This window comes from Brevundimonas goettingensis, assembly GCF_017487405.1.
GTDB lineage: Bacteria > Pseudomonadota > Alphaproteobacteria > Caulobacterales > Caulobacteraceae > Brevundimonas > Brevundimonas goettingensis.
On the sequence record NZ_CP062222.1, the window covers coordinates 429670 to 456205 of the forward strand.

The 26536-nt window shown below is 67.8% G+C and carries 33 protein-coding genes; 17 read left to right on the plus strand and 16 right to left on the minus strand.

Annotation, left to right across the window (positions count from 1 at the left end; translation table 11 throughout):
* Nucleotides 1–3: 3 nt before the first annotated feature.
* Nucleotides 4–1266: a DNA polymerase IV gene (locus tag IFJ75_RS02235; protein ID WP_207870949.1), complete on the minus strand. Its 1263-nt coding sequence runs from the start codon at nt 1264–1266 to the stop codon at nt 4–6.
* Nucleotides 1267–1394: 128 nt separating this feature from the next.
* Here IFJ75_RS02235 and IFJ75_RS02240 point away from each other — a divergent pair, with 128 nt between their 5' ends.
* Complete coding sequence (locus IFJ75_RS02240) at nt 1395–1784, plus strand: response regulator (RefSeq protein ID WP_207932429.1); 390 nt, start codon at nt 1395–1397, stop codon at nt 1782–1784.
* Nucleotides 1781–3145 (plus strand): PleD family two-component system response regulator, encoded by a 1365-nt coding sequence (locus IFJ75_RS02245; RefSeq protein ID WP_207870950.1) that lies wholly within the window; start codon nt 1781–1783, stop codon nt 3143–3145. Before IFJ75_RS02240 ends, IFJ75_RS02245 begins: the two co-directional genes overlap by 4 nt.
* 90 nt (nt 3146–3235) lie before the next feature.
* Here IFJ75_RS02245 and rpmG read toward each other — a convergent pair whose 3' ends face one another.
* From rpmG to IFJ75_RS02270, 5 genes are all read right to left on the minus strand, one after another.
* Nucleotides 3236–3403, minus strand: coding sequence for a 50S ribosomal protein L33 (gene rpmG, locus IFJ75_RS02250; protein WP_207870951.1), 168 nt, complete (start codon nt 3401–3403; stop codon nt 3236–3238).
* An 83-nt stretch (nt 3404–3486) separates the two neighbouring features.
* Nucleotides 3487–3888 (minus strand): DUF5990 family protein, encoded by a 402-nt coding sequence (locus IFJ75_RS02255; protein WP_207870952.1) that lies wholly within the window; start codon nt 3886–3888, stop codon nt 3487–3489.
* 5 nt (nt 3889–3893) lie between these two features.
* Complete coding sequence (locus IFJ75_RS02260; protein ID WP_225896945.1) at nt 3894–4598, minus strand: NUDIX hydrolase; 705 nt, start codon at nt 4596–4598, stop codon at nt 3894–3896.
* 38 nt (nt 4599–4636) lie between these two features.
* Nucleotides 4637–4993 carry a VOC family protein gene (locus IFJ75_RS02265; protein WP_207870953.1) on the minus strand — a complete coding sequence of 119 codons (357 nt, stop codon included), beginning with the start codon at nt 4991–4993 and terminating at the stop codon, nt 4637–4639.
* Nucleotides 4990–5643 carry a hypothetical protein gene (locus IFJ75_RS02270; RefSeq protein ID WP_207870954.1) on the minus strand — a complete coding sequence of 218 codons (654 nt, stop codon included), beginning with the start codon at nt 5641–5643 and terminating at the stop codon, nt 4990–4992. Before IFJ75_RS02270 ends, IFJ75_RS02265 begins: the two co-directional genes overlap by 4 nt.
* Before the next feature lie 152 nt (nt 5644–5795).
* Between IFJ75_RS02270 and IFJ75_RS02275 the strand changes: the two genes are divergently transcribed.
* Nucleotides 5796–6314, plus strand: a complete 519-nt coding sequence (locus IFJ75_RS02275; protein WP_207870955.1) for a TetR/AcrR family transcriptional regulator — start codon at nt 5796–5798, stop codon at nt 6312–6314.
* On the opposite strand, the gene IFJ75_RS02280 is transcribed toward IFJ75_RS02275, so the two are convergent.
* Nucleotides 6311–7474, minus strand: a complete 1164-nt coding sequence (locus IFJ75_RS02280; RefSeq protein ID WP_207870956.1) for an MFS transporter — start codon at nt 7472–7474, stop codon at nt 6311–6313. The genes IFJ75_RS02275 and IFJ75_RS02280 overlap by 4 nt on opposite strands.
* Before the next feature lie 12 nt (nt 7475–7486).
* The gene (locus tag IFJ75_RS02285) at nt 7487–8521 is read right to left on the minus strand and encodes an aldo/keto reductase (protein WP_207870957.1); all 1035 of its coding nucleotides are present in this window, start codon (nt 8519–8521) and stop codon (nt 7487–7489) included.
* 86 nt (nt 8522–8607) lie between these two features.
* Here IFJ75_RS02285 and IFJ75_RS02290 point away from each other — a divergent pair, with 86 nt between their 5' ends.
* Entirely contained in the window at nt 8608–9513 is a 906-nt protein-coding gene (locus tag IFJ75_RS02290) for a LysR family transcriptional regulator (RefSeq protein ID WP_225896946.1), read from the plus strand.
* Nucleotides 9514–9597: 84 nt separating this feature from the next.
* On the opposite strand, the gene IFJ75_RS02295 is transcribed toward IFJ75_RS02290, so the two are convergent.
* The 3 genes from IFJ75_RS02295 to IFJ75_RS02305 are packed head-to-tail and all read right to left on the minus strand — an operon-like array spanning nt 9598 to nt 10985.
* Nucleotides 9598–9822, minus strand: coding sequence for a YdcH family protein (locus tag IFJ75_RS02295; protein ID WP_207870958.1), 225 nt, complete (start codon nt 9820–9822; stop codon nt 9598–9600).
* A 57-nt stretch (nt 9823–9879) separates the two neighbouring features.
* The gene (locus IFJ75_RS02300) at nt 9880–10350 is read right to left on the minus strand and encodes a TIGR02444 family protein (RefSeq protein WP_207870959.1); all 471 of its coding nucleotides are present in this window, start codon (nt 10348–10350) and stop codon (nt 9880–9882) included.
* The gene (locus IFJ75_RS02305) at nt 10347–10985 is read right to left on the minus strand and encodes a UbiX family flavin prenyltransferase (protein ID WP_207870960.1); all 639 of its coding nucleotides are present in this window, start codon (nt 10983–10985) and stop codon (nt 10347–10349) included. The genes IFJ75_RS02300 and IFJ75_RS02305 overlap by 4 nt, the downstream gene beginning before the upstream one ends.
* Nucleotides 10986–11111: 126 nt before the next feature.
* Between IFJ75_RS02305 and IFJ75_RS02310 the strand changes: the two genes are divergently transcribed.
* Complete coding sequence (locus tag IFJ75_RS02310) at nt 11112–11285, plus strand: YdcH family protein (RefSeq protein WP_207870961.1); 174 nt, start codon at nt 11112–11114, stop codon at nt 11283–11285.
* Between the two features lie 126 nt (nt 11286–11411).
* Here IFJ75_RS02310 and IFJ75_RS02315 read toward each other — a convergent pair whose 3' ends face one another.
* On the minus strand, nt 11412–12077 hold the full coding sequence (locus tag IFJ75_RS02315) for a DUF1013 domain-containing protein (protein ID WP_207870962.1): 666 nt from the start codon (nt 12075–12077) through the stop codon (nt 11412–11414).
* A 224-nt stretch (nt 12078–12301) separates the two neighbouring features.
* On the opposite strand from IFJ75_RS02315, the gene IFJ75_RS02320 reads away from it, so the two are divergent.
* Nucleotides 12302–13198 carry a beta/gamma crystallin-related protein gene (locus IFJ75_RS02320; RefSeq protein ID WP_207870963.1) on the plus strand — a complete coding sequence of 299 codons (897 nt, stop codon included), beginning with the start codon at nt 12302–12304 and terminating at the stop codon, nt 13196–13198.
* A gap of 3 nt (nt 13199–13201) precedes the next feature.
* Here IFJ75_RS02320 and IFJ75_RS02325 read toward each other — a convergent pair whose 3' ends face one another.
* A complete protein-coding gene (locus IFJ75_RS02325; protein WP_207870964.1) occupies nt 13202–14173 on the minus strand; it encodes an NAD(P)H-quinone oxidoreductase in 972 nt (323 codons plus the stop codon).
* Between the two features lie 77 nt (nt 14174–14250).
* Here IFJ75_RS02325 and IFJ75_RS02330 point away from each other — a divergent pair, with 77 nt between their 5' ends.
* The 6 genes from IFJ75_RS02330 (at nt 14251) to IFJ75_RS02355 (ending at nt 19701) form a co-directional block, all read left to right on the plus strand.
* Nucleotides 14251–14457, plus strand: a complete 207-nt coding sequence (locus tag IFJ75_RS02330) for a DUF1192 domain-containing protein (RefSeq protein ID WP_207870965.1) — start codon at nt 14251–14253, stop codon at nt 14455–14457.
* A 158-nt stretch (nt 14458–14615) separates the two neighbouring features.
* Nucleotides 14616–15137, plus strand: coding sequence for a protease adaptor protein RcdA (rcdA, locus tag IFJ75_RS02335; RefSeq protein WP_225896947.1), 522 nt, complete (start codon nt 14616–14618; stop codon nt 15135–15137).
* Nucleotides 15138–15196: 59 nt separating this feature from the next.
* Nucleotides 15197–17566, plus strand: a complete 2370-nt coding sequence (gene rnr / locus IFJ75_RS02340; protein WP_207870967.1) for a ribonuclease R — start codon at nt 15197–15199, stop codon at nt 17564–17566.
* Complete coding sequence (locus tag IFJ75_RS02345) at nt 17563–18129, plus strand: NADPH-dependent FMN reductase (protein ID WP_225896948.1); 567 nt, start codon at nt 17563–17565, stop codon at nt 18127–18129. The genes rnr and IFJ75_RS02345 overlap by 4 nt, the downstream gene beginning before the upstream one ends.
* A 97-nt stretch (nt 18130–18226) precedes the next feature.
* Nucleotides 18227–19387, plus strand: coding sequence for a tRNA guanosine(34) transglycosylase Tgt (gene tgt, locus IFJ75_RS02350; protein WP_207870968.1), 1161 nt, complete (start codon nt 18227–18229; stop codon nt 19385–19387).
* A gap of 14 nt (nt 19388–19401) precedes the next feature.
* Nucleotides 19402–19701 carry a hypothetical protein gene (locus tag IFJ75_RS02355; RefSeq protein ID WP_207870969.1) on the plus strand — a complete coding sequence of 100 codons (300 nt, stop codon included), beginning with the start codon at nt 19402–19404 and terminating at the stop codon, nt 19699–19701.
* Here IFJ75_RS02355 and IFJ75_RS02360 read toward each other — a convergent pair.
* On the minus strand, nt 19698–20234 hold the full coding sequence (locus IFJ75_RS02360) for a hypothetical protein (protein ID WP_207870970.1): 537 nt from the start codon (nt 20232–20234) through the stop codon (nt 19698–19700). The two genes, IFJ75_RS02355 and IFJ75_RS02360, sit on opposite strands and share 4 nt — an antisense overlap.
* Before the next feature lie 92 nt (nt 20235–20326).
* Here IFJ75_RS02360 and IFJ75_RS02365 point away from each other — a divergent pair, with 92 nt between their 5' ends.
* The 4 genes from IFJ75_RS02365 to IFJ75_RS02380 all read left to right on the plus strand — a co-directional run bounded on the left by IFJ75_RS02365 (nt 20327) and on the right by IFJ75_RS02380 (nt 23633).
* On the plus strand, nt 20327–21109 hold the full coding sequence (locus IFJ75_RS02365) for an ATP-binding cassette domain-containing protein (RefSeq protein WP_207870971.1): 783 nt from the start codon (nt 20327–20329) through the stop codon (nt 21107–21109).
* Nucleotides 21102–22655, plus strand: a complete 1554-nt coding sequence (locus IFJ75_RS02370; RefSeq protein ID WP_207870972.1) for an ABC transporter permease/substrate-binding protein — start codon at nt 21102–21104, stop codon at nt 22653–22655. Before IFJ75_RS02365 ends, IFJ75_RS02370 begins: the two co-directional genes overlap by 8 nt.
* Complete coding sequence (locus IFJ75_RS02375) at nt 22652–23134, plus strand: YybH family protein (RefSeq protein ID WP_207870973.1); 483 nt, start codon at nt 22652–22654, stop codon at nt 23132–23134. The genes IFJ75_RS02370 and IFJ75_RS02375 overlap by 4 nt, the downstream gene beginning before the upstream one ends.
* 70 nt (nt 23135–23204) lie before the next feature.
* Nucleotides 23205–23633: a cupin domain-containing protein gene (locus tag IFJ75_RS02380; protein WP_225896949.1), complete on the plus strand. Its 429-nt coding sequence runs from the start codon at nt 23205–23207 to the stop codon at nt 23631–23633.
* On the opposite strand, the gene IFJ75_RS02385 is transcribed toward IFJ75_RS02380, so the two are convergent.
* Nucleotides 23634–24161: a gamma carbonic anhydrase family protein gene (locus tag IFJ75_RS02385; protein ID WP_207870974.1), complete on the minus strand. Its 528-nt coding sequence runs from the start codon at nt 24159–24161 to the stop codon at nt 23634–23636.
* A gap of 291 nt (nt 24162–24452) precedes the next feature.
* Here IFJ75_RS02385 and IFJ75_RS02390 point away from each other — a divergent pair, with 291 nt between their 5' ends.
* Nucleotides 24453–25244 (plus strand): PhoH family protein, encoded by a 792-nt coding sequence (locus IFJ75_RS02390; protein ID WP_207932434.1) that lies wholly within the window; start codon nt 24453–24455, stop codon nt 25242–25244.
* 61 nt (nt 25245–25305) lie between these two features.
* Here the strand turns inward: IFJ75_RS02390 and IFJ75_RS02395 are convergent, their stop codons facing one another.
* Nucleotides 25306–26535: a cation:proton antiporter domain-containing protein gene (locus IFJ75_RS02395; RefSeq protein WP_207870975.1), complete on the minus strand. Its 1230-nt coding sequence runs from the start codon at nt 26533–26535 to the stop codon at nt 25306–25308.
* Nucleotide 26536: the final 1 nt, after the last annotated feature.

Below are 26536 nucleotides of genomic sequence, written 5' to 3' on the forward strand. Positions count from 1 at the left end.
GGGCTACTTTCGCAACGCCCGACCCGCCACCACCGCGTCCTTGCCGAACCTGGCGCGCAGCTTGTCGATGGTGGTCTCGGTCTTGAGGGCGCGGGTTTCGGTGGAGGCGAACAGGCCCGTGGGCCCTTCCACCGCATCGACCACATCCGCCATGCCGATGCCGATCAGGCGGTAGGGACGGCCGAGCTCGGGCTTGAGCAGGTCGCGGCCGATGGCGAACAGGGCGCGGGCGGTCTGGATCGGCTCCGGCGCGGTGATCCGGCGGGTAATGATCTTGAAGTCGGTGCGGCGCAGCTTGAGCACAACGACCCGGCTGGCGACGCCATCGCGGCGGGCCTTGGAGGCCAGCTTCTCGCACAGGGGCCAGAGTTCCTCCTCCAGCGCCTCGGCGGTGGTCAGGTCGGTGTTGAAGGTGGTCTCGGCGCTCATCCCCTTGCGGTCGTGGTCGGGGCGCACCGGCCGGTTGTCACGGGCGTGGCTGAGGTCGTGCAGCCGAAGGCCCGCCTCGCCATAGCGTTTGGCCAGATCCTTCACATCGGCGGCGGCCAGGTCGCCGATGGTGTTGAAGCCGTCGCTTCTCAGGGTCTTGCCGAACACCGGCCCGACATGGGGCAGGGCGGTGACGGGGCGGGGAGCGAGAATGGCCTGGGCGTCACGCTTCGAGACGACCGAGAAGCCGCGCGGCTTGTCCATCTCGGACGCCATCTTCGCCAGGAAGCGGTTGGGGGCCAGGCCGATGGAGACGGTCAGGCCGGTCTCGTCTTCGATCCGCTTCATCAGCCGGATCAGTTGCAGGGCCGGCGGACCGCCGTTCAGCCGTTCGGTGCCGGCCAGATCGATCCAGGCCTCGTCCAGCGACAGGGTCTGGACCAGCGGCGTCAGCTCGCCGACGAAGCCGAAGATGCGCTGCGATTCGAAGACGTACTTCGAGAAGTCGGGCTTGATGACCGTGGCGTCGGGACAGGCCTTCAACGCCTTGAACATCGGCATGGCCGAATGGACGCCGTACATCCGCGCGACATAGCAGCAGGTCGAGACCACGCCCCGCACCCCGCCGCCGACGATGACCGGCCTGTCCCGGAGTTCGGGCCGGTCGCGCTTCTCCACCGAGGCGTAGAAGGCGTCGCAATCGAGGTGGGCGATGGTCAGCTGGTCGAGCTCGGGATCGCAGACCATCCGCCGCGAACCGCAGTCCGTGCAGCGCCCGTCGCCCGGCGCCTCGGCTCCGTTCCACAGACAGTCGCGGCAGATCGCCGTGATGGCCAAAGCTGATTTCTCCGGGCCGGTTCCGGCTTCACGTCAACTTAAGACCCGGGCGCCCATATTGCACGGGAAGAAGGCGATCCGTGCCTCCGCGCAGCTGTGCGATCGGAGGCGAACCAGACCAGGTGATGATGTCCAAGAAAGTCCTCATCGTCGAGGATAACGAGCTGAACATGAAGCTGTTTCATGATCTGCTCGACTCGCAGGGGTATCAGACCCTGCAGACCCGCGAAGGTCTGCAGGCGATGGCTCTGGCGCGTCAGCACATGCCCGATCTGATTCTGATGGACATCCAGCTGCCCGAGATCTCGGGCCTCGAAGTCACCAAATGGCTGAAGGATGACGAGGAGCTGGCCCACATCCCCGTCATCGCCGTCACCGCCTTCGCCATGAAGGGGGATGAGGAGCGAATCCGCCAGGGCGGCTGCGAGGCCTATATCTCCAAACCCATCTCGGTGATGCATTTCCTCGAGACGGTGCGGAAGCATCTGGGCGCGCCGGCGCCGGTGACGCACCGATGACCGCGCGCATACTGGTCGTCGACGACGTCGAGCCGAACGTCCGCCTGCTCGAGGCCAAGCTGACGCTCGAATACTACGACGTCCTGACCTGTCAGGACGGTCTGACGGCGCTGAAGCTGGCCTCGGCCGAGAAGCCGGACATCATCCTGCTGGACGTCATGATGCCCGGCATGGACGGGTTCGAGACCTGCAAGCGACTGAAGGCCGATCCGGAGACGCGTCATATTCCGGTGGTTCTGGTCACCGCCCTGGACGGTCGCGAGGACCGGATCAAGGGGCTGGAGGCGGGCGCCGACGACTTCCTGACCAAGCCGCTGGACGATCTGGTGCTGTTCGCCCGGGTCCGGTCGCTGGTCCGGCTGAAACTGATCATGGACGAGCTGCGCGAGCGCGAGGAGAGCGGCCGCCGGCTGGGCGTCTCCACCGACGGCGCGGGCCGTCTGCGCGGCTCGGGCGGCCGGGTCCTGATCGTCGACGACAACGAGCGCCAGTCGGCCAAGATCGTCGAGGAGCTGGCGCGCGAGCACCGGCCGGTGGTCGAGACCGACGCGGGCGCGGCCCTGATCGCCTCCAAGGGGCTGATTGACCTGATGATCGTCAATACGGTCGCCGACAGCTTCGACGGCCTGCGCCTGATCGCCCAGGTGCGGTCGGCCGAACCGACACGCCACCTGCCCATTCTGGCCATCGTCGACGCCGCCGAACGGCCGCGTCTGGTCAAGGCGCTGGAGCTGGGCGTCAACGACATCCTGTCCCGCCCGATCGATTCGGAAGAATTGGCGGCCCGGGCGCGGACCCAGATCCGCCGCAAGCGCTACACCGACTTCCTGCGCGAGAAGCTGGACTACAGCCTCGAGATGGCGGTCACCGACGCCCTGACCGGTCTGCACAACCGCCGCTACATGGCCGGCCAGCTGCAGGCCTTCGTCCAGCGCGCCAACCACGGCGGCGATCCGGTCGCGGTGCTGGTGCTGGACATCGACCACTTCAAGTCGGTCAACGACGGCTTCGGCCATGACGCCGGGGACGAGGTCCTGACCGAGTTCGCCGTGCGGCTGGCGACCAATGTCCGCGCGGTGGACCTGCCCTGCCGTCTGGGCGGTGAGGAGTTCGTGGTGGTCATGCCCGACACCAGCCTCGCCGACGCCCACCGCATCGCCGACCGCATCCGCCGCGACATCGGCCTGGCCCCGTTCCGGGTCATGGGCGGCAAGGAACATCTGACCGTCACGGTCTCGATCGGGGTTTCGGCCTCGCTCGGCAGCGACGACACGCCCGAAGCCCTGCTCAAGCGGGCCGACGAAGGCGTCTATGAGGCCAAGGCCTCGGGCCGCAACCAGGTCATCGCCAGAGCCGCGTGATCAGGCGGCCTGATCAGGCGGCGCACCCCCAAACGAAAACGCCCGGTCATCACTGACCGGGCGTTTCAAATTCAGGCGTTTGGCCAGATCTTACTTGATCTTGCCTTCCTTGAACTGGACGTGCTTGCGCGCGACCGGGTCGTATTTGTTGACGACCATCTTCTCGGTCATGGTGCGGGCGTTCTTCTTGGTGACGTAGAAGAAGCCGGTATCGGCGGTCGAGTTCAGGCGGATCTTGATAGAAGCTGGCTTGGCCATCGGAATTACCTCTGCGACGGCGAAAGCCGCTTAAAATAAGAGGCGCGGAACATACTCAGGCGCGCCCGGAAGTCAACGAAGATTCAGACGGCCCGCCACGGTTCGATGGGTTTGACCGTCGCGCAGGCTGGAAGACCGTCCTTGTCGCGGCCGGGGAGGGTCGCCGCAAGCACCTTTCCGGCCCTCGCCTGGTCCAGCAGGGCGCCCAGCTGATGAACGTCGATCTTGGCGCGACGGCTGACCGTCGTATGGCCGCCGGCCTGCCCGCCGATGGCGATATAGACGAAACGCCGCTCCGGCCCCTCGCGCCGGACGAAGGGGCCGGTCAGCCGGTTGTCGTCGGACAGCTTCACCGGCACGTCAAAGGACAGGGGCGCGTCCGTGGCCATGACGGGGCCGACCGGAACCGACTTCTGGTCCTGCAGGCTGTAGATCATGCCGGGAACCGGATCGGCGATGGTCAGGCGCAGGGTGATTCCCGTCATGAGGCTCAGTCCCGGGTGATGATGTGGGATCCGCGCACGAAGCGGACGAAGGGCGGGATGCGGCCGGGGTCGGCGCGGCGCTCGGCGGCTTCGCCCAGCACCATGCGGGTGATGGCGGGCAGTTCCAGCGTCCTGGCCTCGGAAAGCGGCATCCAGGCGATCTCGTCCAGCTCGCCCGATCCGGCGGTGGGCTCGGGCGTCAGCAGGCCCGAGGCCTCGGCCATGAAGAAGCGGGCGTCGAAGCGGCGGGGGCGCCCCGGCGGTGTGATGGCGCGGGCGACATAGGTCAGGACGGACAGGTCGGGCAGGGCGCCCACGGCCCGGAACTCGCGCCAGCCGCCCGCAACGGAGGCGGCCGGGGCTGGGCGGGCCAGCATCATCCCGGTCTCCTCGAAGGTCTCGCGGATGGCGGCCAGGGCGAGGGCCCGGGCGCGGCGGGCGGGAACCTCGGCCTCCAGCCGGGCGGCCTCGGCCAGATCGCCGGTGGAAGCGGCGGTGAAGTCGCCGCGCTCGACCCGACCGCCGGGGAAGACCCATTTCGAGGCCATGAAGACATGCCCGGGCGCGCGGCGGCCCATCAGCACCTCGGGGCCTGTGGCTCCGTCGCGGAACAGGATCAGGGTCGCCGCATCCTTGGGCCGCATCCGCCCGCCGACGCGCGGGGCGTCCTTCAGGTCCTGCCGGGCGTCAAAGGGTTCGGGCTCGCTCACCCGGTCGTCATAGGGCTGGGAGGCAGGCGTGAACAGGGTCAGCGAACCGCGCGGCCGATGCGGACCAGGGTTCCGTTGGGATCGCTGACCGCGAACTCATACGTCCCCCAGGGCTTCAGGTGCGGCGTGCCGGGCTCGATGATCAGGTCGCGGACCCGGTCGGCGACGGCGTCGACGTCCTCGACATAGAGGTAGAGGCCCAGCGGATTGTCCTCGACCGTCGCCGGCCAGCCGGTGACCCGGTTCAGGTGCAGTCGCCAGCCCCTGCTGTCGTCCAGCAGCCGGTAGTGGCCGTGATCGCTGGTCACCTCCAGCCCCAGCCGGCGATAGAAGGCGGTGCTGGCGTCCAGATCGCTGGCGGGGACGATGGCGGCGATGTGGTGGGTGTCGGTCATCGAATCTGGCCCCGGATCAGCTGGACGCCGACGATCAGCGACCAGACGGCAAAGATCGTCAAGGCGATCACAGCCGGAAGCAGGCTGAAGTTCCCGTGGCCGTGCATCAGCCACCAGCCGGAGAGGACGGCGACCCCGATCCCGAGGACGCCCGCGACCCGGGTCATCGACCGCTGACGCAGCATGCGTACGGCCCAAAGGGCGCAGGCGGCGCCGATCAGCACCATGCCGAAGAAGGCCAACACCTGATTGAGGGCGCCGAAGGGGGCGGCCTGAAGGCGGGCCAGCTCGGGATTGGCGGCGTGGGCCATGATCCGGGGCACGGTGAAGCCGTTGACCAGGGCCGCACCGATCAGGGCGATCATGCCGCCGTTGAAGGCCATGGCTCCGGCCCGCACCGACAGATACTGCTCGCCCAGTCGACGTGGCAGGGCGGAGGCCCCGGCCATCAGGATCAGGATGCAGGCGATCATCCCGCCGTGGACGAGGCCATTGCTCCAGTCGCGCATCAGATGGCCGTCGTCCGGCCCGTGCAGGGAGGTCGGGTGGTGCAGCATCAGGAACAGCGCGGCGAGTGTCCCGCCCAGGATCAGCCCTCCCGCGAGGCGGTCCTCGGCCTGCCTGTCCACTGCGTTGATTTCGTCCGTCATCGGCCCCTCCTGAATGGGTCGCTTGAGGGTGGCGAGGCGCGGGGGGCGAGGCGAGGGACGATCGGCGACGGAGTCCGCTTCCGGACTTTTGTCGCCGATTGTCCGGAACGGGACGGCTGAACAGGCGTCGCCGGATGCCCTATCGTGCGGCCATGACCTATGAAACGCAGGAGACGGACCGACGCATACGCCGCACGCGGGCGGCGATCTCGGAGGCCTTCATCCGGCTAATGTTCTCGCGCCGCTATGATGCGATCCGCACGGCGGATGTGATCGCCGAAGCCGGGGTCGGGCGCTCGACCTTCTATGAGCATTTCCGCAACAAGGACGAGGTGCTGGTCGCGGTGATCGACCCCCTGTTCATCCCGCTGGCGGACGCCGCCGTCGGGCGCGGCGACGTCTACCGGCTGCAGGCCATGCTGGCCCATCTTTGGGAGCAGAGGTCGCTGGGGCGAATGCTGTTCGCCTCGGGCTTGCTGGACAAGCTGCAGCGCAAGTTGGCGGCGATGATCGCGGTGCGGCTTGAGGGGATGGGCCGGGAGGAGCCGGCCGCCCTGATCGCGGCCGGGGCGGCGGCGGGCCAGCTGGCCATGCTCAAGCAATGGATGACCGGCGAGGTTGCCTGCCCCGTCCCCGACCTGGCCCGGCAGCTGGCGAAGCGGACGGTCTAGGCGGCCGCCGCGATCGGCCTGCGCGGCCGGGCGAGGAACAGGGCGAAGACCAGACCCGCCGCAGCGGCTACGGCTCCGGCCAGGGCAACGGCCGGAAGGCCGAGCCCGCCCGCGATCACCGCCCCGCCCAGGGCCGCGCCGATGGCGTTGCCGAGGTTGAAGGCGCCGATGTTGACGGCCGAGGCCAGGTTGGGCGCATCGGCGGCGGCGGTCATGACCCGGACCTGCAGCGGCGGCACGAGGGCGAAGCTGGCCACGCCCCACAGGAAGATCACCACCGCGCTGGGGCCTGCGAAGGGCATCAGGGCGGCGAAGGCGACCAGCAGGATCGCGAGGGCGGCCAGGGTGACGATCAGGGTGCGGTCCACCGACCGGTCCGCGAACCGCCCGCCGAGCCAGTTCCCGAGTGTCAGGCCGAGGCCGTAGGTCACCAGCATGGCGGTGACGAAGCCGAGCGAGGCGTGGGTCTGCTCCTTCAGGATCGGGGCGATGTAGGTGAAGACGGTGAACATGGCGCTGGACCCGATCACGGTCAGGGCGAGGGCCGAGAGCACCGGGCCCCGCGTCAGAACGCGCAGCTCTGTCGCGACGTCGCCGCCGGTGGGCGCCGGCAGGGCGGGCAGGGTCAGGCGCAGGGCGGCCATGACCAGGGCGCCGATGCCCGCGATGCCCCAGAAGGAGGCGCGCCAACCGAGCACGTCTCCGGCCCAGGTCGCCAGCGGCACGCCGATGACGTTGGCGATGGTCAGGCCCATGAACATGGCCGCGACCGCGCCCGCTCTTCGGTTCGGGGCGACGAGGCCCGCTGCCACCACCGAGCCGACGCCGAAGAAGGCCCCGTGGTTCAGGGAGGTCACGACCCGGGCGATCAGCAGCATCGTATAGTCGGTCGAGACCGCCGACAGCAGATTGCCGAGGGTGAAGATGCCGACGAGCCCGATCAGCAGGGTCCGTCTGGGAACCCGGCCGGTGGTCAGGGTCATTAGGGGCGCGCCGAGCATGACGCCGAGCGCATAGGCGCTGATCAGCAGGCCCGCCGTGGGGACGGAGACGCCGAGATCCGTCGCCATCACGGGCAGCAGACCCATGGGGGCGAACTCGGTGACGCCGATGCCGAAGGCGCCGGCCGCGAGGGCGAGGAGGGGGAGGTTCAGTTTCATGGTTGTCTCGGCTCAGACGAGCGGCGGGTTGAGGCGGACGAAGCCGGCCTGCTGGCGATAGGGGGTGTGGGGATAGGCGGGCAGGACATCGCTGGCGGCGTCGAGCAGGGCGACCTGTTCGGGCGTCAGGGTCCAGCCGACGGCTCCGAGGTTCTGGCGCAGCTGGTCCTCGTTGCGGGCGCCGATGATGACCGAGGAGACGGTGGGGCGTTGCAGCAGCCAGTTCAGGGCGATCTGGGGCACGGTCTTGCCGGTCTCGGCGGCGACGGCCTCCAGCGCATCGACGACGCGGTACAGGTGCTCGTCCTCGACGGGCGGGGCGAAGACGGCGGTGTCGTGCAGGCGGCTGCCCGCCGGGATGGGGGCGTCGCGGCGGATCCTGCCGGTCAGGCGGCCCCAGCCGAGCGGGCTCCAGACCAAGGCGCCGATGTTTTGATCCGCCGCCAGCGGCATCAGGTCGGCCTCATAGGCCCGGCCGATCAGGGAATAATAGACCTGATGGGCGACGAAGCGGGGGCGGGCGTCGCGCTCGGCGACCGCTTGCGCCTTCATCAGGGCCCAGCCCGGATAGTTGGACACGCCGGTGTAACGGACCTTGCCCGCGCTCACGAGCGTATCAAGCGTGGCCAGCAGCTCCTCGGCCGGGGTCGAGGCGTCGAAGGCGTGGAGCTGAAGCAGGTCGATATGGTCGGTGTGGAGGCGCTCCAGCGCGTCCTCGACCGAACGGATGAGCCGGCTGCGTGAGACGCCCCAATCGCCGGGGCCGTCGCCAGTCGGCAGGCCGGTCTTGGTCGAGATCAGCACCTGATCGCGGCGCCCCTTGATGGCCTCGCCGAGCACCCGCTCGGAGGCGCCGTCGGAATAGACGTCGGCGGTGTCGAACAGATTGACCCCCGCCTCCAGGCAGATGTCGATCAGGCGGCGGGCCTCGTCGACGTCGCTGGTCCCCCAGGCGCCGAACAGCGGTCCGGAGCCGCCGAACGTCCCCGTGCCGAAGCTGAGAACGGGCACGCGAAGGCCCGAGGCGCCGAGTTGACGATATTCCATGACTGATCGCTCCATGATGTGTCCGGGCACAGATGGACGTGGACTCAAGCGAGGTTTAGTGGGGTCTCAGGCCAAGGATATTTGCTTTGAACGCACAGGTGCAGTCCGGAACGGATCGGGCGCGGGAGATGGAGGTCTTCGCCGCGGTGGTCGACGCCGGCAGTCTGTCGGCCGCAGGACGACGGCTGGGGCTGACGCCCTCGGCGGTCGGGCGGACCGTGGATCGGATCGAGGCCCGTCTGGGCGTGCGGCTGATGATCCGGACCACGCGGCTTCTGACCCTGTCGGCCGAGGGGCAATCCTATCTGTCGGCGGCGCGGCGCATTCTGGCGGATATCGAGGACGCCGAGCAATCGGTATCCGACCAGGGCGCGCCGAGGGGACGGCTGAGGGTCAGCGCGGGCCTGGCGCACGGGCGGATGGTCATCGTGCCCCTGATCCGGGAGTTCACCGCCCGCCATCCGCACATCCTGATAGACATCGGCCTGACCGATGTCGTGGTCGATGTGGCGGCGGGGCAGGCCGATGTGGCCATCCGCTTCGGTCCTCTGGCCGACAGCGGCCTGACGGCGCGCAAGCTGGGCGAGACCGGCCGGGTCGTGGTGGCCTCGCCGGACTATCTGGCGCGGCGGGGCGAGCCGGAGGTTCCGGAGGACCTGCTGACCCACGACTGCCTGAACTTCAACTTCCGCCGGGCCGAGCCGGTCTGGCCGTTCCGGCGCGACGGCCGCGACTTCGCCCTGACGGTGCATGGGCCGGTAGAGGCCAACAACGGCGAGACCCTGACCCAGCTGGCGCGGGACGGGGTCGGCATCACCCGGGTGGGCGCTTTCAGCGCCGTGGACGATATCCGCGATGGGCGGCTAGTCCCCCTGCTGGAGGCCTTCAACCCCGGCGACCGCGAGCCGATCCATGCGGTCTTCGTCGGCGGGGCCAATATGCCGGCGCGGGTTCGGGTCTTCATCGACTATCTGACGGAACGGCTGGCCTAGGCTTCGTTTCCGGGAAGGGTGGTCGGGCGCGCGTTCGGACCCGGGACGGACGACGACGACCTCAACCGATCAGGGCTTCGACACCTAGGCGATGATGTCGGGCAGGATCTGGCTCTCGATCTTAACGATCTCGTCGCGCAACTGCAGCTTCTTGCGCTTCAGCCGGGCGATGCGGAGCTGGTCCGGGATCGGCATGTGGCCCAAGGCCTCGATGGCGGCGTCGAGGTCGGCGTGCTCCTGCCGCAGGTGCTTGACCTCGTCGTGCAGCGCCAGCTCGTCGTCAGTCAGGAAAGGTTGGTCGTCGTTCATGAATCAGTCCTGCCCTTCCCCCCAGGAACGGCCGCTGGATTTATACCCGACCGCAGCTCAGGCCGGAAGGCGCTCTGACAGGACAACCAGCGCCGGACGGGGGATGACGCGGGCCCAGAGACGCGCGGTCTCGACCAGTCCCTCGATGGCGCGGCGCGGCGAGCCGGACGGCGCGGGCGCCAGGGCCTCCAGCGCCTCCAGCAGCTTGCGCTCGGCCAGAAGCTCGACCGCCTTGATCTGTTCACGCACGGCCTCGCGCGCGGCATCGTCGATGTCGGGGATGGGCGCCTTCAGAGTGCGGCGAATGGCGCGCAAGGGGCTGACGGCGCTGCCGTCCCAGGCCCGGGCCGTGTCGCAGGCGGCCTCTATGTCGTCCTCGACCGGCCGCCGCCCGGTCTCGGCGACCCAGGCGGCCCAGAGCAGCAGGGGCACATTCTGTTCGGCCGCGTCCTGCAGGTGCAGGCAGGCGTCCGCCACGCCCGGCGCCGCATAGGCCTTGAGCGCCCAGTCCCAGAGGCCGTCGCTCATGCCTCGGCGGGCCCCTTCAGGCCGTCCCAGCGCTTCACCGGCGACCAGTCGAGGCCAAACAGGTCCAGCGCCCGACCGACCGACTGATCCACCATCTCGGCGATGGAGGTCGGTTTGGCGTAGAAGGCCGGCAGCGGCGGGGCGATGGTCGCCCCCATCTCGGCCAGAGACGTCATGGTCCGCAGATGACCCAGGTGCAGCGGCGTCTCGCGCACCATCAGCACCAGCGGCCGCCGCTCTTTCAGCACCACGTCGGCGGCGCGGGTCAGGAGGGACGAGGTCACCCCCGTGGCGATTTCGCTCATGGTCCGGACCGAACAGGGGGCGACAATCATCCCCAGGGTCCGGAACGAGCCCGAGGCGATCGAAGCGCCGACATCATTCAGCCGGTGCGTCACATCGGCGCGTCCGGTCAGGTCATCGGGCGTCAAGTCCGTCTCCTGCGACAGGGTCAGCAGGGCCGCGCGGGTCACGACCAGATGGCTTTCGACGTCCAGCTCCCTCAGGGCATCCAGCACGCGAACGCCGTGGATCACGCCCGAAGCCCCCGAAATTCCGACCACTAGCCGGGCCCGATCCTGGGGGCGACCGGAGGTCGCAGGGTTCCGTACAGCTCCGTTCACATCAGGGTCCATTTTGGGGGTCAGACTCACCGGGTCCGGAACAGTTTCAAGGTCTTGGCGACGTCACTCAACCGTGATTTCCCAGACCGCCGATCCGGGCGCTCACTGTGTGGTCCCTTAGACATGGAGGCGCAAGCCATGACCATCGAAGCTCGTATCCGGGAGTTGGGAAATCGGCATCGTCAGCTGGATGAGAATATCCAGCGGGAGCTGATCCACCCGTCATCGGATCCGCTGCAGGTCAGGGAGCTCAAGCGAAGAAAGCTCCGATTGAAGGAGGAGATTACCAGTCTCGAGGCCCGGGCAGGGTAGCCCGGGGGAGTACCAAAATCAGAATTGGAAAGGCCCCGGAGACTGCTTTCCGGGGCCTTTTTTCCTCCCCACGCAGTGGGGAGGGGGACCACGGCGCGATTGCGCCGTGGTGGAGGGGCTAACCCCCTAGTCCTTCGTGCCGAAGACCGAGGCGGCGGTCGGCTCGGCGGTGCGGCGCTCGGCGGCTTCGGGGACGAACTCTTCCTCGACGACTTCCGGCTCGACCGGCTGCAGGACGCCGCCGCCCTTCTTGAGGTCGTCCTTGTTCTTCTTGGCCGCGGCCTTGGAGATCAGGTCGTCGAGAACCAGCTGGCCGACCAGACCCAGGGTCACCGGATCGACCGGCTTGATGTTGGGGCTGTTCCAGTGGGTGCGGTTGCGCACACTCTCGATGGTGGACTTGGTGGTGCCCAGCAGCTTGGCGATCTGGGCGTCGGTCACCTCGGGGTGGTTGCGCACGAACCAGGCGATGGCGTCCGGACGGTCCTGACGGCGCGAGACCGGGGTGTATTTCGGGGCCGGTTTGTTGGACTTGAGCAGTTCGGCGTGACGGCTGACGACCGCCTGCATGCGGTAGTCGGGGTTGTCCTGGGCCTTGTCGAGCTCTTCGCGCGTCAGCTGGCCGCCGGTGATGGGGTCGACGCCGCGGATGTCGCGGGCCACGTCGCCGTCGGCGATGCCGCGCACTTCCAGCGGGTGCAGGCCGCAGAAATCAGCGATCTGCTCGAAGGTCAGAGAGGTGTTATCCACCATCCAGACCGCGGTGGCCTTGGGCATGAGGATGTCGGTCATGGGCGTAAGTCCCGGAGGTTCGACCCGGTTTGACGGGTTCTGGATACAACGGCGCCCGACCTTTCGGCCGGGCGCGATGGTCGGGATATAGGCCGTTTCGCCGCAAAAGAAAACGCTGCGTGACAAGAACTGTCATCGTCGTACAGCTACGGTTCAGGTTGAGTAGACGAGCGTGAGGATCAAGGCGGCCCCCCCGGCCGCACAGTCGTTCTGGAGGGAAGACCATGTCGATCAAGACCACCGTTTCAATTTCCGCCGCGGCCCTGGCCGCCCTGACCCTGCTGACCCCGATGTCGGCCAGCGCCCAGCGTGGCGGCGGTGGCGGCCAGCCGGCCGGCAGCTATGCCCAGAGCTGCTCCGACATCCGCGTTGACGGCGGCCGTCTCTACGCCGAATGCGGCACCGGTATCGGTCGGGATACGCGCTACAGCTCTATCGAATACGGTCGCTGCGTCGGCGACGTCGCCAACAATCGGGGCATGCTCTTCTGCAATGGCGCTCAGGGCCGGCTCGAAAGCCGTAACGGCGGCGGCAACACCGGTGGCGGAAACAACGGCGGCGGACGCCAGCCGACCGGCAGCTTCACCCAGAGCTGCAACAACATCCGCACCGAGGGCGGACGCCTTTACGCCCAGTGCCAGGATGTCCGCGGCAACCGCAATCTCAGCTCGATCGAATATGGCCGCTGCAATAGCGACATCAACAACATCAACGGTCTGTTGAGCTGCAACGGCGCGACCGGCCGGTTCGAGAACGACGGTCGTCCCGGAACCGGCGGCGGCAATAACGGCGGCGGCTGGGGTGGCGGCAACGGCCCCGGCAACGGCGGACCCGGCAATGGCGGCCCCGGCGGCGGCTGGGGCGGCCGCAACTCCATCACCGTCTATGAGGATTCGAACTTCCGCGGCGGTTCGGCGACCTTCAACGGCGAGATGCCCAACCTCGGCCGTCGCCAGCTGAACGATAACATCTCGTCGATGCAGATGAACGGAACCTGGGAAGCCTGTTCGGACCCCTATTTCCGCGGCACCTGCCAGACCTTCTCCGGCGACGTCCGCAATCTGAACAACACCCTGATCAACGACCGGATCTCTTCGCTGCGCCCCGTTCGCGGCTGGTAAGCCCTAAAGGGTCAGGACCACCTTGCCGATATGATGGCCCGCCTCCAGCCGGAGGTGGGCCTGATCGGCCTGTTCCAGCGGGAAGGTCGCCTCCACCGGCGGCCGGACCGCGCCGGACGCGACCCACGGCCAGACCGTCGCCTCGACCGCCGCCGCCAGACGGGCCTTCTCGTCGGCGGGCCGCGCCCTGAGGGTCGAGCCGGTCAGGACGATCCGTTTCATCATCAGCTCCGACAGGTTCACCTCGGCCTTCGCTCCCGAGAGGGTTGCGATCACCACCCAGCGACCGAAGGGTTTGAGCGCCTTCAGGTTCAGGGCGGCATAGTCGGCGCCGACCATATCCAGCACCACATCGACCCCGCCCGCCTCGGCCAGGGCCGCCGCCAGATCGTCAGTCCTGGCGTCCAGGCTGATGTCCGCACCCAAGGCCTTCGCCGCAGCCGCCTTCTCCGGTCCGCGCGAGGTGGCGATGACGCGGGCGCCCGCCGCCTTCGCCATCTGGATGGCGGTGACCCCGATGCCGCTGGTCGCGCCGTGGATCAGCAGGGTCTCGCCCGCCTTCAGCGCCCCGCCCTCGAAGACATTGGCGAAGACGGTGAAGACGGTCTCGGGCAGGGCCGCCGCCTGAACGAAATCGAGCCCGTCCGGGATGGGGAGGGCGTGCCGGGCGTCGACCACCGCGAACTCTGCATAGCCGCCCCCGCCCAGCAAGGCGCAGACACGGTCGCCGGCGTGCCAGCGCGTGACCCCATCCCCCACCTGATCCACCTCGCCGGCGACCTCCAGTCCCAGGATGTCGGGCGCGCCGGGCGGGGCGGGATAGTAGCCCAGGCGTTGCAGCAGGTCCGGTCGATTGACCCCGGCGGCCCGGACGCGAATGCGGATCTGTCCGGGACCGGCCTGCGGATCGGGCCGTTCGGCCGGCCTCAGGGCCTCCGCGGTACCGGCGCCGCCGGTGATCTCGATCGTCCGCATTCGGGGCAAACCTTGCAATCGTGGATATCCAGGCGCTGAGATAGTCGCCCTGACCGGTCCTGGCCATGGAGGCGACGATGACGTTCGAAGATCTGGAGCCCCGTTCGGGACGCGGCGCGACCCTGACCGCCCTGTCGCGCGAGGATCTGGACCTCTATTCGGTGGAAGAGCTGAACGAGCGGATTGAGGCCCTGCAGGCCGAGATCGCCCGGGCCAGGGCCGCCATAGACGGCAAACAGGCCAAGAAGAACGCCGCAGACGCCCTGTTCAACTTCCGCCCCTGACAGGACACAGATGACGGTTTTGATGGGGATGGGCGTCCCGGAATGGTTTTCCGACGCCCCCGTTCATGGCATGGCGGTTGCAGACCTGAACGTCACAGCGCCTGTCAGGGGCGAGAACGGGACGGACGCGTACGTATTCCATGAGTATGATTGAGTTGATGGCCAGCGACGATTCCCAGTCCGGCGACCCGATCCGCGCACGCAGCCGTGCGGCGGAGATCCATGATTTCGCCCGTTCGGAGCTGTTCGAGCGCACCTTCCGCGAAGGCATGGAGCTGGTCGAGGACACCGCCTCCTATCTGGACGGCGACGGCCGCCGCGAATCCAAGCTGCTGTCGCGCGCCGCGGCCCTGGCCTATGCCGCCGAAAGCATGAAGCTGACGACCCGGCTGATGCAGGTCGCCTCCTGGCTGCTGATCCAGCGCGCCGTCCGCGAGGGCGACATGGAGCCGGAAGCCGCCTGCGACCCGCGCTACCGCCTGACCGCCCGCCCGCTGGAGAGCGAGCCGAGCCACGCCGAACTGCCCATCGCCCTGATCGAATATGTGGTCCGGGCCGAGAAGCTGCATGACCGGGTCCTCTATCTGGACCGCCGCATGTATCTGGACGCCCCCGCCGAGGCCGAGGCTAACCCGGTCCTCAGCCAGCTGGGCATGCTGGAAGCCGCCTTCCGGTCTTAAGCCTGCCCCAGACCCAAGGCTCCGTGGTGCGCGCGGGCGATCCGCGCTAACCTCGACTCATGGTCAAACCTCCCCGCCGCCCGTCCGGTCCCTCGACCGGCGGCCTTCCCGACAAGGAAACCCTGCTGCGCTTCCTGCGCGAAGCGGGTGAAGCCGACAAATCCGATCTGGCGCGCGCCTTCGGCCTGAAAGGCGCGGAACGCCGGGCCTTGCGCGAAATGCTGCGCGAGCTGGAAGCCGAGGGCAAACTCGGCAAACGCGGCCGCAAGGGCTTCTCCGAGGCCGGTTCCCTGCCGCCCGTCGGCGTGGTCGATGTGGTCGAGAAGGATATCGACGGCGAGATGTACGTTCGGCTGGTCGAGGCCGCCGCCGACGCCCCGCGCGCCATCCTGATCCCCGACAAGTCCGGCAAGACGGGCCCGGCGCCCGGCATGGGCGACCGGCTGCTGGTCAAGTTCGAACGGGGAAACGAGGGCTGGGAAGCCCGCGTCGTCAAGAAGCTGGACGCCGGAAACAGCCGCATCCTCGGCGTCATCCGCAAATCCAACCGCGAGACCCGGGTCGAGCCCGTCGATCGGCGCTCAAAGGATCTGCTGTTTATCCCGCCCCTGCTCGCCGAGGACCTGCGTGACGGCGACCTGGTTCTGGCCGCGGCCGAGAAGTCCGAACATCGCCACGGTCCGAAGCGCGGCAAGATCCTCGAGGTCATCGGCAAAGAGGATGATCCCCGCGCCGCCTCCCTGATCGCCATCTATGCCCACGGCGTCCCGACCGGCTTCTCCGAGGCCGTCGAGAAGGAGGCCGAAAATCAGGACCTGCCGACGCTGAAGGGCCGTGACGACCTGCGCGACATTCCCTTCGTCACCATCGACCCGGCCGACGCCCGCGACCACGACGACGCCGTCTTCGCCCAGCGCGATGAGGACGAGAAGAACCCCGGCGGCTGGATCGTCTGGGTCGCCATCGCCGACGTCGCCGCCTATGTCCGCCCCGGCACGGCCCTGGACCGTGAGGCCCGGGCCAAGGGCAACTCCACCTACTTCCCCGACCGCGTCGAGCCCATGCTGCCCGAGCGGCTGTCGAACGGCCTGTGCAGCCTCAAGGAAGGCGAGAACCGCGCCACCCTGGCCGTGCGCATGGTCTTCGACAAGGAAGGCAAGAAGACGGGGCACAAGTTCCACCGCGGCCTGATGCGCAGCCACGCCAAGCTCAGCTACGAACAGGCGCAGGCCGCCATCGACGGTGTCGAAAATGGCGGCGGCACGGACGACGCGACGGGTCCGATCATGGACACGATCCTGTATCCGCTGTGGAACGCCTATCACACCATGCTGAAGGGCCGGGAGAAGCGCAGCCCGTTGCAGATCGAGAGCGCCGAACGCCGCATCCTGATGGGCAAGGATGGCGGTATCGCCGCCATCGTCCCGCGCAAATCCCTCGAGGCCCACCGGCTGATCGAGGAGATGATGATCCAGGCCAATGTCTGCGCCGCCGAGACCCTGGAGCAGAAGAAGGTCCCCCTGATCTACCGCGTTCACGAAGCGCCCAGTCAGGAGAAGATCTTCAACCTGGCCGACTTCCTGACGACCATCGCCATGCCCTGGAACAAGGGCGAGCCGGCGACGACCAAACGGTTCAACAAGCTGCTGGACCAGACCCGCGACGGCCCCCACGCCGACGTCGTCAACGAAGTCGTGCTGCGCAGCCAGATGCAGGCGGTCTATTCGCCGGACAATGTGGGCCATTTCGGCCTGCACCTTGATCGCTACGCCCACTTCACCTCGCCGATCCGCCGCTATTCCGACCTGATCGTGCACCGCGGCCTGATCCGGGCGCTGAAGCTGGGTTCGGACGGCTTGACCGACAAGGAAATCGCCGAGCTTCAGGCCATCGCCGAACAGGTCACCCAGACCGAGCGCCGCTCCATGGCCGCCGAGCGCGACGCCATGGACCGCTATGTCGCCGCCTTCCTGGAGGACCGGGTCGGGGCGACCTTCGACGGGCGGATCACCGGCGTGACCCGCTTCGGCCTGTTCGTGCGGCTGGAAGAGACCGGCGCCGACGGCCTGGTGCCCGTCTCCTCGCTCGGCGATGAATATTTCACCCACGACGACCGCGCCCACGCCTTGGTCGGCGAGCGCTCGGGCCAACGCTACACCCTCGGCCGCGCCGTGCAGGTGAAGCTGAAGGAGGCCACACCGGTCACCGGCGGCCTGCTGTTCGAGATGCTGTCCGATCCCGAGCCGCGCGACCCCAACGCCCCGCGTCCCCGCTACGGCGTCCGCGCCCGCGATCGCGGCCCCGGCGGCAATGGCCCGCCGAAGCGCGGCTCCGGCCGTCCCGGCGGACCCAAGCCGCGCAACGACGGCAGGGGCGGCGGCAAGCCCTCCGGTGGGCTGAAGGGCGTCAGAAAGGGCAAACGCAAATGACCGTGCGTCTGATCGGCGTCTCCGGCAGTCTGAGGGCGGGCTCCTTCAACACCGCCCTGCTGCGCGCCGCCCAGACCATGACGCCGACGGACGTGGAGCTGGTCGCCGGCTCGATCGAGGGTATTCCCCTCTACAACGGCGATCTGGAACGGGATGAGGGCATACCTCCGGCCGTCAAGGCGCTGAAAGATCTGATTGCCGGGGCCGACGGCCTGATGCTGTTCACGCCAGAGTACAACAACGGCATTCCCGGGGTGTTCAAGAACGCCATCGACTGGCTGAGCCGCCCGTCGTCGGACATCGGTCGCATCTTCGGCGGACGGCCCGTAGCGGTGCTGGGCGCCTCGCCGGGCGGCTTTGGCACCATTTTGAGCCAGGCGGCCTGGCTTCCCGTGCTCCGAACCCTAGGCGCCGATCATTGGGCCGGAGAACGGCTGATGGTCGCCCGTGCCGGCTCGGTCTTCAACGAGAACGGCGAACTGACCGACGAGGCCATCCGCCGCCGCCTCGTCGCCTTCCTGGCGGGCTTCGCCGGTCACTGCGAACGCGTGCGGAACCCCTAGAGCCTGCTCGTCTGGCAGAAATGCGAATCAGTCTCCAGGCGGCCGCTCTCGACGCCCTTGGGGCGCTTTTTCACAGTTTCGCCCCACGCGATCCTGTATGACGCCCAACCTTGGGCGATTTGGCCCATACGATACGCCGGATCCCGCCTTGCCCTTTCCGTTCGAGATTTCCGCCACCGAAGGCCGCGCCCGCACCGGCGTACTGAAGACCGCGCGGGGCGACATCCGCACCCCCGCCTTCATGCCCGTCGGCACCGTGGCCACGGTCAAGGCGATGACGGTCGATCAGGTCAAGGCGACCGGCGCCGACATCATCCTGGGCAACACCTACCACCTGATGCTGCGCCCCGGGCCGGAGCGGATGGAGCGTCTGGGCGGCCTCCACAAGTTCATGGGCTGGGACAAGCCGATCCTGACCGACTCGGGCGGTTTCCAGGTCATGTCCCTGGCGGGCATCTCCAAGGTGAAGGAGGAGGCGGTGACCTTCTCCAGCCATATCGACGGCTCCAAGCATGTCCTGTCGCCGGAGCGGTCGATCGAGATCCAGGCCGACCGCATCGGCGCCGACATCTCCATGCAGCTGGACCAGTGCGTCTCCTGGCCGGCCGAGAAGGACGCCGCGCGCAAGGCGATGGAGCTGTCGATCCGCTGGGGCCGGCGCTCCAAGGCCGCCTTCGGGACGCGCGAGACGCAGGGGTTGTTCGGCATCCAGCAGGGCTCGACCTTCGAGGACCTGCGCCGCCAGTCCTCGGAACAGCTGCAGGAAATCGGCTTCGACGGCTACGCCATCGGTGGTCTGGCCGTGGGCGAGGGGCATCAGGCCATGTGCGAGGTGCTGGACTATGCGCCCGAGATGCTGCCCGCCGACCGGCCGCGCTATCTGATGGGGGTGGGCAAGCCTATCGATCTGGTCGAGGCGGTCTGGCGCGGCGTCGACATGTTCGATTGCGTCCTGCCGACCCGGGCCGGGCGGCACGGCCAGGCCTGGACCTGGGACGGACCGATCAACCTCAAGAACGCCCGCTTCGCCGAGGACCAGGACCCGCTGGATCCGACCATCGCCGGGCCGTCGTCACAGTATTCCAAGGCCTATCTGCACCATCTGGTCCGGGCCGACGAGATCCTCGGCAAGGTCCTGCTGAGCTGGCACAATATCGCCTTCTTCCAGGCCCTGACCGCCGCCATGCGTGACGCCATCGCCCACGGCCGCTTCGAACAGTTCCGCCGCGACTTCCACGCCCGGCACACGTCCAACTGACGGGGGGAACTGACATGCGCATCGAGAAGTCAGGCTTCCACGCCTACACCACCTATCTGGAAGAGTCGCCCCGGCCGGAAGGCAATGAGACGGCGCTGCACCGGCACGTCATCATCATCGGCGGCGACAAATATTCCTTCTTCGCTCGCTGGTCCGGCAAGTTCGCGCACAAGGGCGAGAAGATCTCCTTCGACTGGGACTGGGACAGGACCGGCGAGTTCCGGAATATCGAGAAGCGATCCTTCGAAGCCTTCGCCAAGGACGGGACGGTCCAGATCCGCGGGGACCGCAGCGATACCGTCCGCCGCCGCTAGCGCTGGCTCCCGCCCCGCGGCCGGAACCAGGCCGGCGAGGCCGGCGGGGCGCAGTTGAGCTGCATGCCCAGACCCTTCAGGAAGGCGCGGCGCAGGCGGCCGGCCTCGATGGCGTCCTGCACCGTCTTCGAGCGCGCCTGGGCGCCAGTCAGGATGCGGATCCAGTTCCGGTAGGGGATGAAGTCCGTCGTCGAATCCTTGATGGCGTCGAGCGCCGCCTTGGCAAGCGCGTCCTGGGCCTGCTCGTTCAGGGTCGAGCCGTTCGGGGCGGGCGGTTCGTCGCGGTCAGGGCCGAGCGCCTCGTCGAGCCGGATCACCTCGGCGGCGACGGTCGTGCACTGGTTCAGATTGCGCCGGTCGTAGGGATTGGCCTGGGCCTGCAGCAGGACTGTCGGGATTTGGTCGCGACGCACGTTCAGATCGACAAGGGGCGCAGTCACGGCGTCGCCGAAACCCTGCTGCACCTGACTGGCCGTCGAACAGCCGGCCATGGCGAGACACAGGACAAGGACGGCGGGCAACGAAATACGCATGCCGCCATTCACCACGACGGGACCGTTCCGACAACACTCGCTTTCGGGCGCGTCCTCGCCCACTGTGAAGCCTCCCGTCGCAAAGGCCGCCGATGACGTCAGCCCTGATCCTGTCCGGCCTCGGCAAGTCGTTCGACGGCGGCAAGACATGGGCCGTGAAGGACCTGTCGCTGGAGGTGGCGAAGGGGGAGTTCCTGGCCCTGATCGGCGGTTCGGGCTCAGGCAAGACGACCCTGCTCAAGATGATCAACCGGCTGATCGAACCCGACGCGGGCGAGGTCCGGATCGATGGCGCGCTGAACACGGCGACGCCGGCGCCTGAGCTGAGGCGCGGCATCGGCTATGTTTTCCAGGGGGCAGGGCTGTTTCCGCATATGACCCTGGCCGAGAATGTCGCGGTGACGCCGCGCCTGCTGGGCTGGGAGCGGAGTGAGATCGAAGCGCGGGTCGCCGAGCTGCTGGATTTGGTCGAATTGCCCGTCGCGACCTGGGGTGATCGGCTTCCGGCCAGCCTGTCGGGCGGCCAGAGGCAGCGCGTCGCCTTCGCCCGGGCGCTGGCGGCGCGGCCGTTGCTGGTCCTGATGGACGAGCCGTTCGGGGCGCTGGACGCCCTGTCGCGCGACGGCATCGCCGAGGCCTACCGTCGTCTGCACGACACCCTCGGCCTCACCACGGTCATGGTCACCCACGACGTCAACGAGGCCCTGCTTACGGCCGACCGGCTGGGGGTGATGAAGGAGGGGCGGCTGGTCGCCTCGGGCCCGCCCGCCGAGCTGATGACGCAGGGCGCCGACCCCTATGTCCACGACCTGCTGGACGCCCCGCGTCGGCAGGCCGCGCGGATCGCCTCGAAGTTCGGGGGCGCGAATGGATAGTCCCGTCGCCGCCGCCTGGGCCCGGTTGCCCGACTATCTGGGCCAGCATGTGATCCTCAGCGCCCTGGCGCTTCTGCTCGGCGCCCTGATCAGCCTGCCGCTGGCGGTGCTGGCCAGTCGTCGCGCCGCATTGCGCTGGCCGCTGATGACCGGATCGGGCCTGATCCAGACCATCCCGAGTCTGGCGCTTCTGGCGCTCTTTTATCCCCTGCTGCTGGGGCTGTCGGGTCTGACAAAGAGCGTGTTCGGCGTCGGCTTCTCGGCCCTCGGCTTCCTGCCCGCCCTTCTGGCGCTGACCCTCTATTCGATGCTGCCGATGGTGCGGAACACGGTCGCGGGCCTGACGGGGCTGGACCCGGCGGTGCTGGAGGCAGCGCGGGGCGTGGGGATGACGAGGGCCCAGTCCCTGCTGCGGGTCGAACTGCCCCTGGCCGCGCCGGTCATCCTGGCGGGGGTGCGGACCAGCGCCGTCTGGGTCATCGGCACGGCGACCCTGTCGACGCCCATCGGCCAGACCTCGCTTGGCAACTACATCTTCACCGGGCTTCAGACCGAGAACTGGGTGTTCGTCCTGTTCGGCTGTCTGGCCTCGGCCGGTTTGGCCCTCGTCGTCGACCAGTTGCTGGGCCTGATCGAATCCGGACTGGCGAAGCGCAGCCGACCGCGCGTGATCGTCGGCGCCGCCGTCCTGCTGGCTGGCCTTGCCCTGGCCGTGGCTCCGGCTCTGATCCCCAAACCCCAGACCTATGTCATCGGCTCCAAGACCTTCTCCGAACAGTTCATCCTTTCGGCCCTGATGGCCGATGAACTGAAGGCGAAGGAACTGAATGCGTCAGAGCGCAGCGGCCTCGGCTCCACCGTCATCCTGCGCGCGCTGAGCCAGAACGACATCGACGTCTATGTCGAATACTCCGGCACCGTCTGGGGCACGGCCATGGGCCACACCTACAATCCGGGCCGGGAGGAAGTGACGCGGCAGGTGACGCAGTGGCTCAAGGACAAACACGGGATCACCGTTCTCGGCGGGCTGGGCTTCGAGAACGCCTATGCCCTGGCCATGCGGCGCGACCGGGCGGCGGCGCTGAATATCCGCACCCTGACCGACCTTGGCGCCCGGTCGGGAAGCCTGACCATCGGCGCCGACTACGAGTTCTTCTCCCGCCCGGAGTGGACGGCGCTGAAGACCGGCTACAGCCTCAACTTCGGCCGACAGAAACAGTACCAGTCGACCTTCATGTACCGGGCGGTGGTCGACGGCGACGTCGACGTCATCTCCGCCTTTTCCAGCGACGGGCGGATCGCGGCGGACGATCTGGTGGTGCTGGCCGATCCGAAGGGGGCGATCCCGCCCTATGACGCCCTGATCCTGATCGCGCCGAAGCGGGCGAACGACGCCCGGCTGCGCGCCGCGCTCCAGCCCCTGATCGGCGCCGTTTCGGTCGAGGCGATGCGGCAGGCCAACCAGCAGGTCGACGGCGATACGAACAAGCAGTCCCCGGCGGCGGCCGCCCGCTGGTTGAAGACCCAACTGAGGCCTGTCCCATGATCCGCACCCTGTTCACCGCGCTCGCCCTGTGTCTGGCCTTCGCTTTGCCGCTGCGGGCGAAGGAAGCGTTCGACGAGGCGACGGAGCGGGCGGCCATCCTGACCGTCGTCGCCGACATGCAGGCCGCGTGGAACCGGGGCAACTACCGGGGATATATGCAGGGCTTCAAAAATCCGGACGTGGTCTTCGTCTCGGGCGGCAAGATCAAGAACGGCTGGCAGGGCGCGCTGGACGACTACATCCGCAACTACGGTCCGACGCCGGAGAGCCGCGGGACCCTGACCTTCTACGACATGACGGTGGAGTTCCTGGCCCCCGACGCGGCCCAGCTGATCGGCCACTACCGGCTGGACCGGCCCGAGCGGCCGATGGAGGGGATCAACACCCGACTGTTCCGCAAGGTCGACGGCCGCTGGGTCATCGCCCTGAACCACGTCTCGGCCTATGAGGTCGCGCCGCCGCCAGCTTCCGGCCAGTAGGGCGACCGGTCGCACTGTCCACCGGTGTCATCAGCGTCTAGTCTGGCGGCATAGCCTCTGGAGACCCGCCATGATCCTCGCCGGATTGTTCGCCGCCGCCCTGATCGCCCTTCCGCAAACCGCCGAGCCGGTAGCGCCGCGTCCGATGGTCGTGGTCAAGGAAGCTGACGTCCAGGTCGAGCAGTCGCCGCCGCCCCACAACGGCGTGGGCCGCAGCACCGCCTTCCGCCTGTCGGACGCCGCCCCGGGCCGCAATTTCGAGTTCCGGAAACGCATCCTGCACCCGGGCGCGACCATCGGCCTGCACGTCCTGACCCACGACGAAATCTATTATGTCGTGAGCGGCCAGGGCGAGGTGGCCTCGGACGGCCGCACCGAGACCATGGGGCCGGAGACCGCCGCCTATCTATACGAAGGCGCCGACGTCGGCATCAAACAGGTCGGGGAAGAGCCCCTGATCCTGATCATCGCCTATCCGCTGGCCGCCCGGACTCAGTAATCAGATCGGCTTCAGCTCGGCCGCGAACCGCTTCCAGTTCTGGACATAGTGCCGGGCCGACATCTCGAGGGCCGCGATCTGGCCCTCGTTCAGCTCACGGACGACCTTGCCCGGCTGGCCCACGACCATGGAGCCGTCGGGGATGACCTTGCCCTCGGTGATCAGGGCGTTGGCGCCGATCAGGCAGTTCTTCCCGATCACCGCCCCGTTCAGAACCACGGCCCCGATGCCGATCAGGGTGTTGTCGCCGATGGTGCAGCCGTGAAGCATGACCTTGTGCCCAACGGTGACGTTCGCCCCGATGGTCAGGGGCACGCCGGCGTCGGCGTGCAGGACGCTGAGATCCTGGATGTTGCTGTTTTCACCCACTGTCAGCGTATCCGTGTCGCCGCGCAGGACCGATCCGAACCAGACGCTGGCGCCCGGTTTCAGAATCACGTCCCCTAGCACCACAGCATTGGGCGCTATCCAGTATTCCCCCTCGGGCGGAAGCTGCGGTTTCTTGTCGCCGAGCGAATACACAGTCATCACAACACCGTCATATCTAAGCAAAAAGAGCGCTTTAAGGTCTCGTAAACCACGTTAGCATCAAAGTGTTGATGCGATTCGAAGCCGGTCTTTCTGGCTCCGGATCCGTAACCGGATCAAGCCCGGTCCGGTCAAGCTACGGGGAACGTGAGTGACGCGTTCGGTTCGGCAGCGGTGTTTTCCGCTGGAAGTTGGCCCTTCTTCCGACCCCGGACGGCCTGTTGCCGTTTCCTCTCTCCTCCCCACCGTCGTTCGAGGCGATGCTTTTGAAGCATCGCCTTTTTTAATGCCCTGGAGGCAATCATGACCAAGCGTGCAGCCCTGAAGCGCCAGGCCCGCGAAGGCGTTTTCGATTCCAGTTCGTTCATCGAGGATTCGAAAATCCGCCGCCTGCCGACATCGCACAACAACAGTCATCAAGGCGCCTGGTCGCCCCATCCCTCGAACGATCGGGACCAGGGCTATCTGAAGACCCTGAAACCCAAATCAGAAGGGCAGGCCGAGCTTCTGAACGCTATCGACACCTCCAACCTCTGTGTGGCGCTCGGCCCGGCAGGCACCGGCAAGACCTATCTGGCCGTGGCCAAGGCGGTCGAGGCGCTGGAGGCCGGCAAGGTCGGCCGCATCGTTCTGAGCCGCCCAGCCGTCGAGGCCGGGGAATCGATCGGCTTCCTGCCGGGCGCCATGGAGGACAAGCTGGCCCCCTATCTGCGGCCTCTCTACGACGCCCTGTCGGATCGGCTGTCGATGAAGCGGGTCGGGGCCCTGATGGCCGAGGGGCTGATCGAGATCGCCCCGGTCGGCTATATGCGCGGCCGCACCCTGAACAACGCCTTCATCGTCATCGACGAGGCCCAGAACTGCACCTACACCCAGCTGAAGATGCTGCTGACGCGGTTGGGCTGGCACTCGACCATGGTCGTCACCGGCGACCCGGGCCAGACCGACCTTCTGCCCTCGCTCTCGGGCCTGGCCGACATCGCCCAGCGTCTGGAAGCCGTGCCGGAAATCTCGGTGGTCCGCCTGGCCGAACAGGACATCGTCCGCCACCCGCTGGTCGCGAGCATGATCGGCGTCCTCTGACGCCGGGCTACGGCTGAAACAACGAGGGCGCGCTTCCGAACGGGCGCGCGCCCTTTGCCAGCTAGACTACGTCGATCAGCTTGACCGGCTGCGCGGTCGGCGGGGCAGGGGGCTTGGGCTTGCCGCCCAGACGGTCGGTCAGGGCGAAGACGAAGGGGTTCAGTGAGATCGACAGCAGGGCGGCCGCCAGGATCAGGTCGTGGGTCTGCTGGCTGAGCGCGCCCAGCGACACGCCGAGCGCGGCCAGAATGAAGCTGAACTCCCCGATCTGGGCCAGGCTGGCGGCGATTGTCAGGCTGGTCGGTTTGTCGAGCTTGAAGGCGAAGGTGATGGCCAGCGCCGCCAGCGCCTTGCCGACGATGACGATGCCGAGGATGCCAAGCACGGTAAGGGGTTCACGCACGAGGATCGACGGATCGAACAGCATCCCCACCGAGACGAAGAACAGCACGGCGAAGGCGTCGCGAAGGGGCAGCGACCGCTCGGCCGCATTGTGCCCCAACGGCGACGAGTTCAGCACCAGCCCGGCGAGGAAGGCCCCGAGGGCGAAGGAGTGGAACATCGCATAGGCCACCCAGGCGATGCCGAGCGCGATGGCCAGAACCCCGAGGGTGAACAGTTCGCGCGACTTGGTGTGGGCGATGCGGACCAGCACCCAGGGCAGGACGCGCGGGCCGATGAACAGCATGGCGCCGACGAAGACCGCGACCTTGCCGAGCGTCCAGCCGATCGACTTCGCCAGTTCGGCGGCGCCCAGCGCCTGACCGGGCTGGACGATCAGCAGGGGCAGCATGACCAGGGCGATGACGATGACCAGATCCTCGACGATCAGCCAGCCGACGGCGATGCCGCCGATCTCGCCCTTGACCTGACGTCGCTCCTCCAGCGCCCGCAGCAGGACGACGGTCGAGGCGACCGACAGGGCGAAGCCCATCAGCGCCGCCTCCAGATCGCCCATGCCGAGCAGCCGGCCCAACGCCCAGCCGAGCGCCGTTGCGGCGCCGATCTGTACGAGAGCCCCGGGCACGGCGACCTTGCGGACCTTCATGAGATCGGCGGGAGAGAAGTGCAGGCCGACGCCGAACATCAGCAGGATCACCCCGATCTCGGCCAACTGGGGCGCCAGCTCCGTATCGGCGACGAAGCCCGCCGTATGCGGCCCGACGACGATCCCGGCGACCAGATAGCCGACCAGAGGTGACAGCTTCAGCCGGTTCGCCGCCATGCCGAACACGAAGGCGAGGACAAAGCCCCCGACCAGGGTGAGGATCAGGCTGTCGGCATGCGGCATC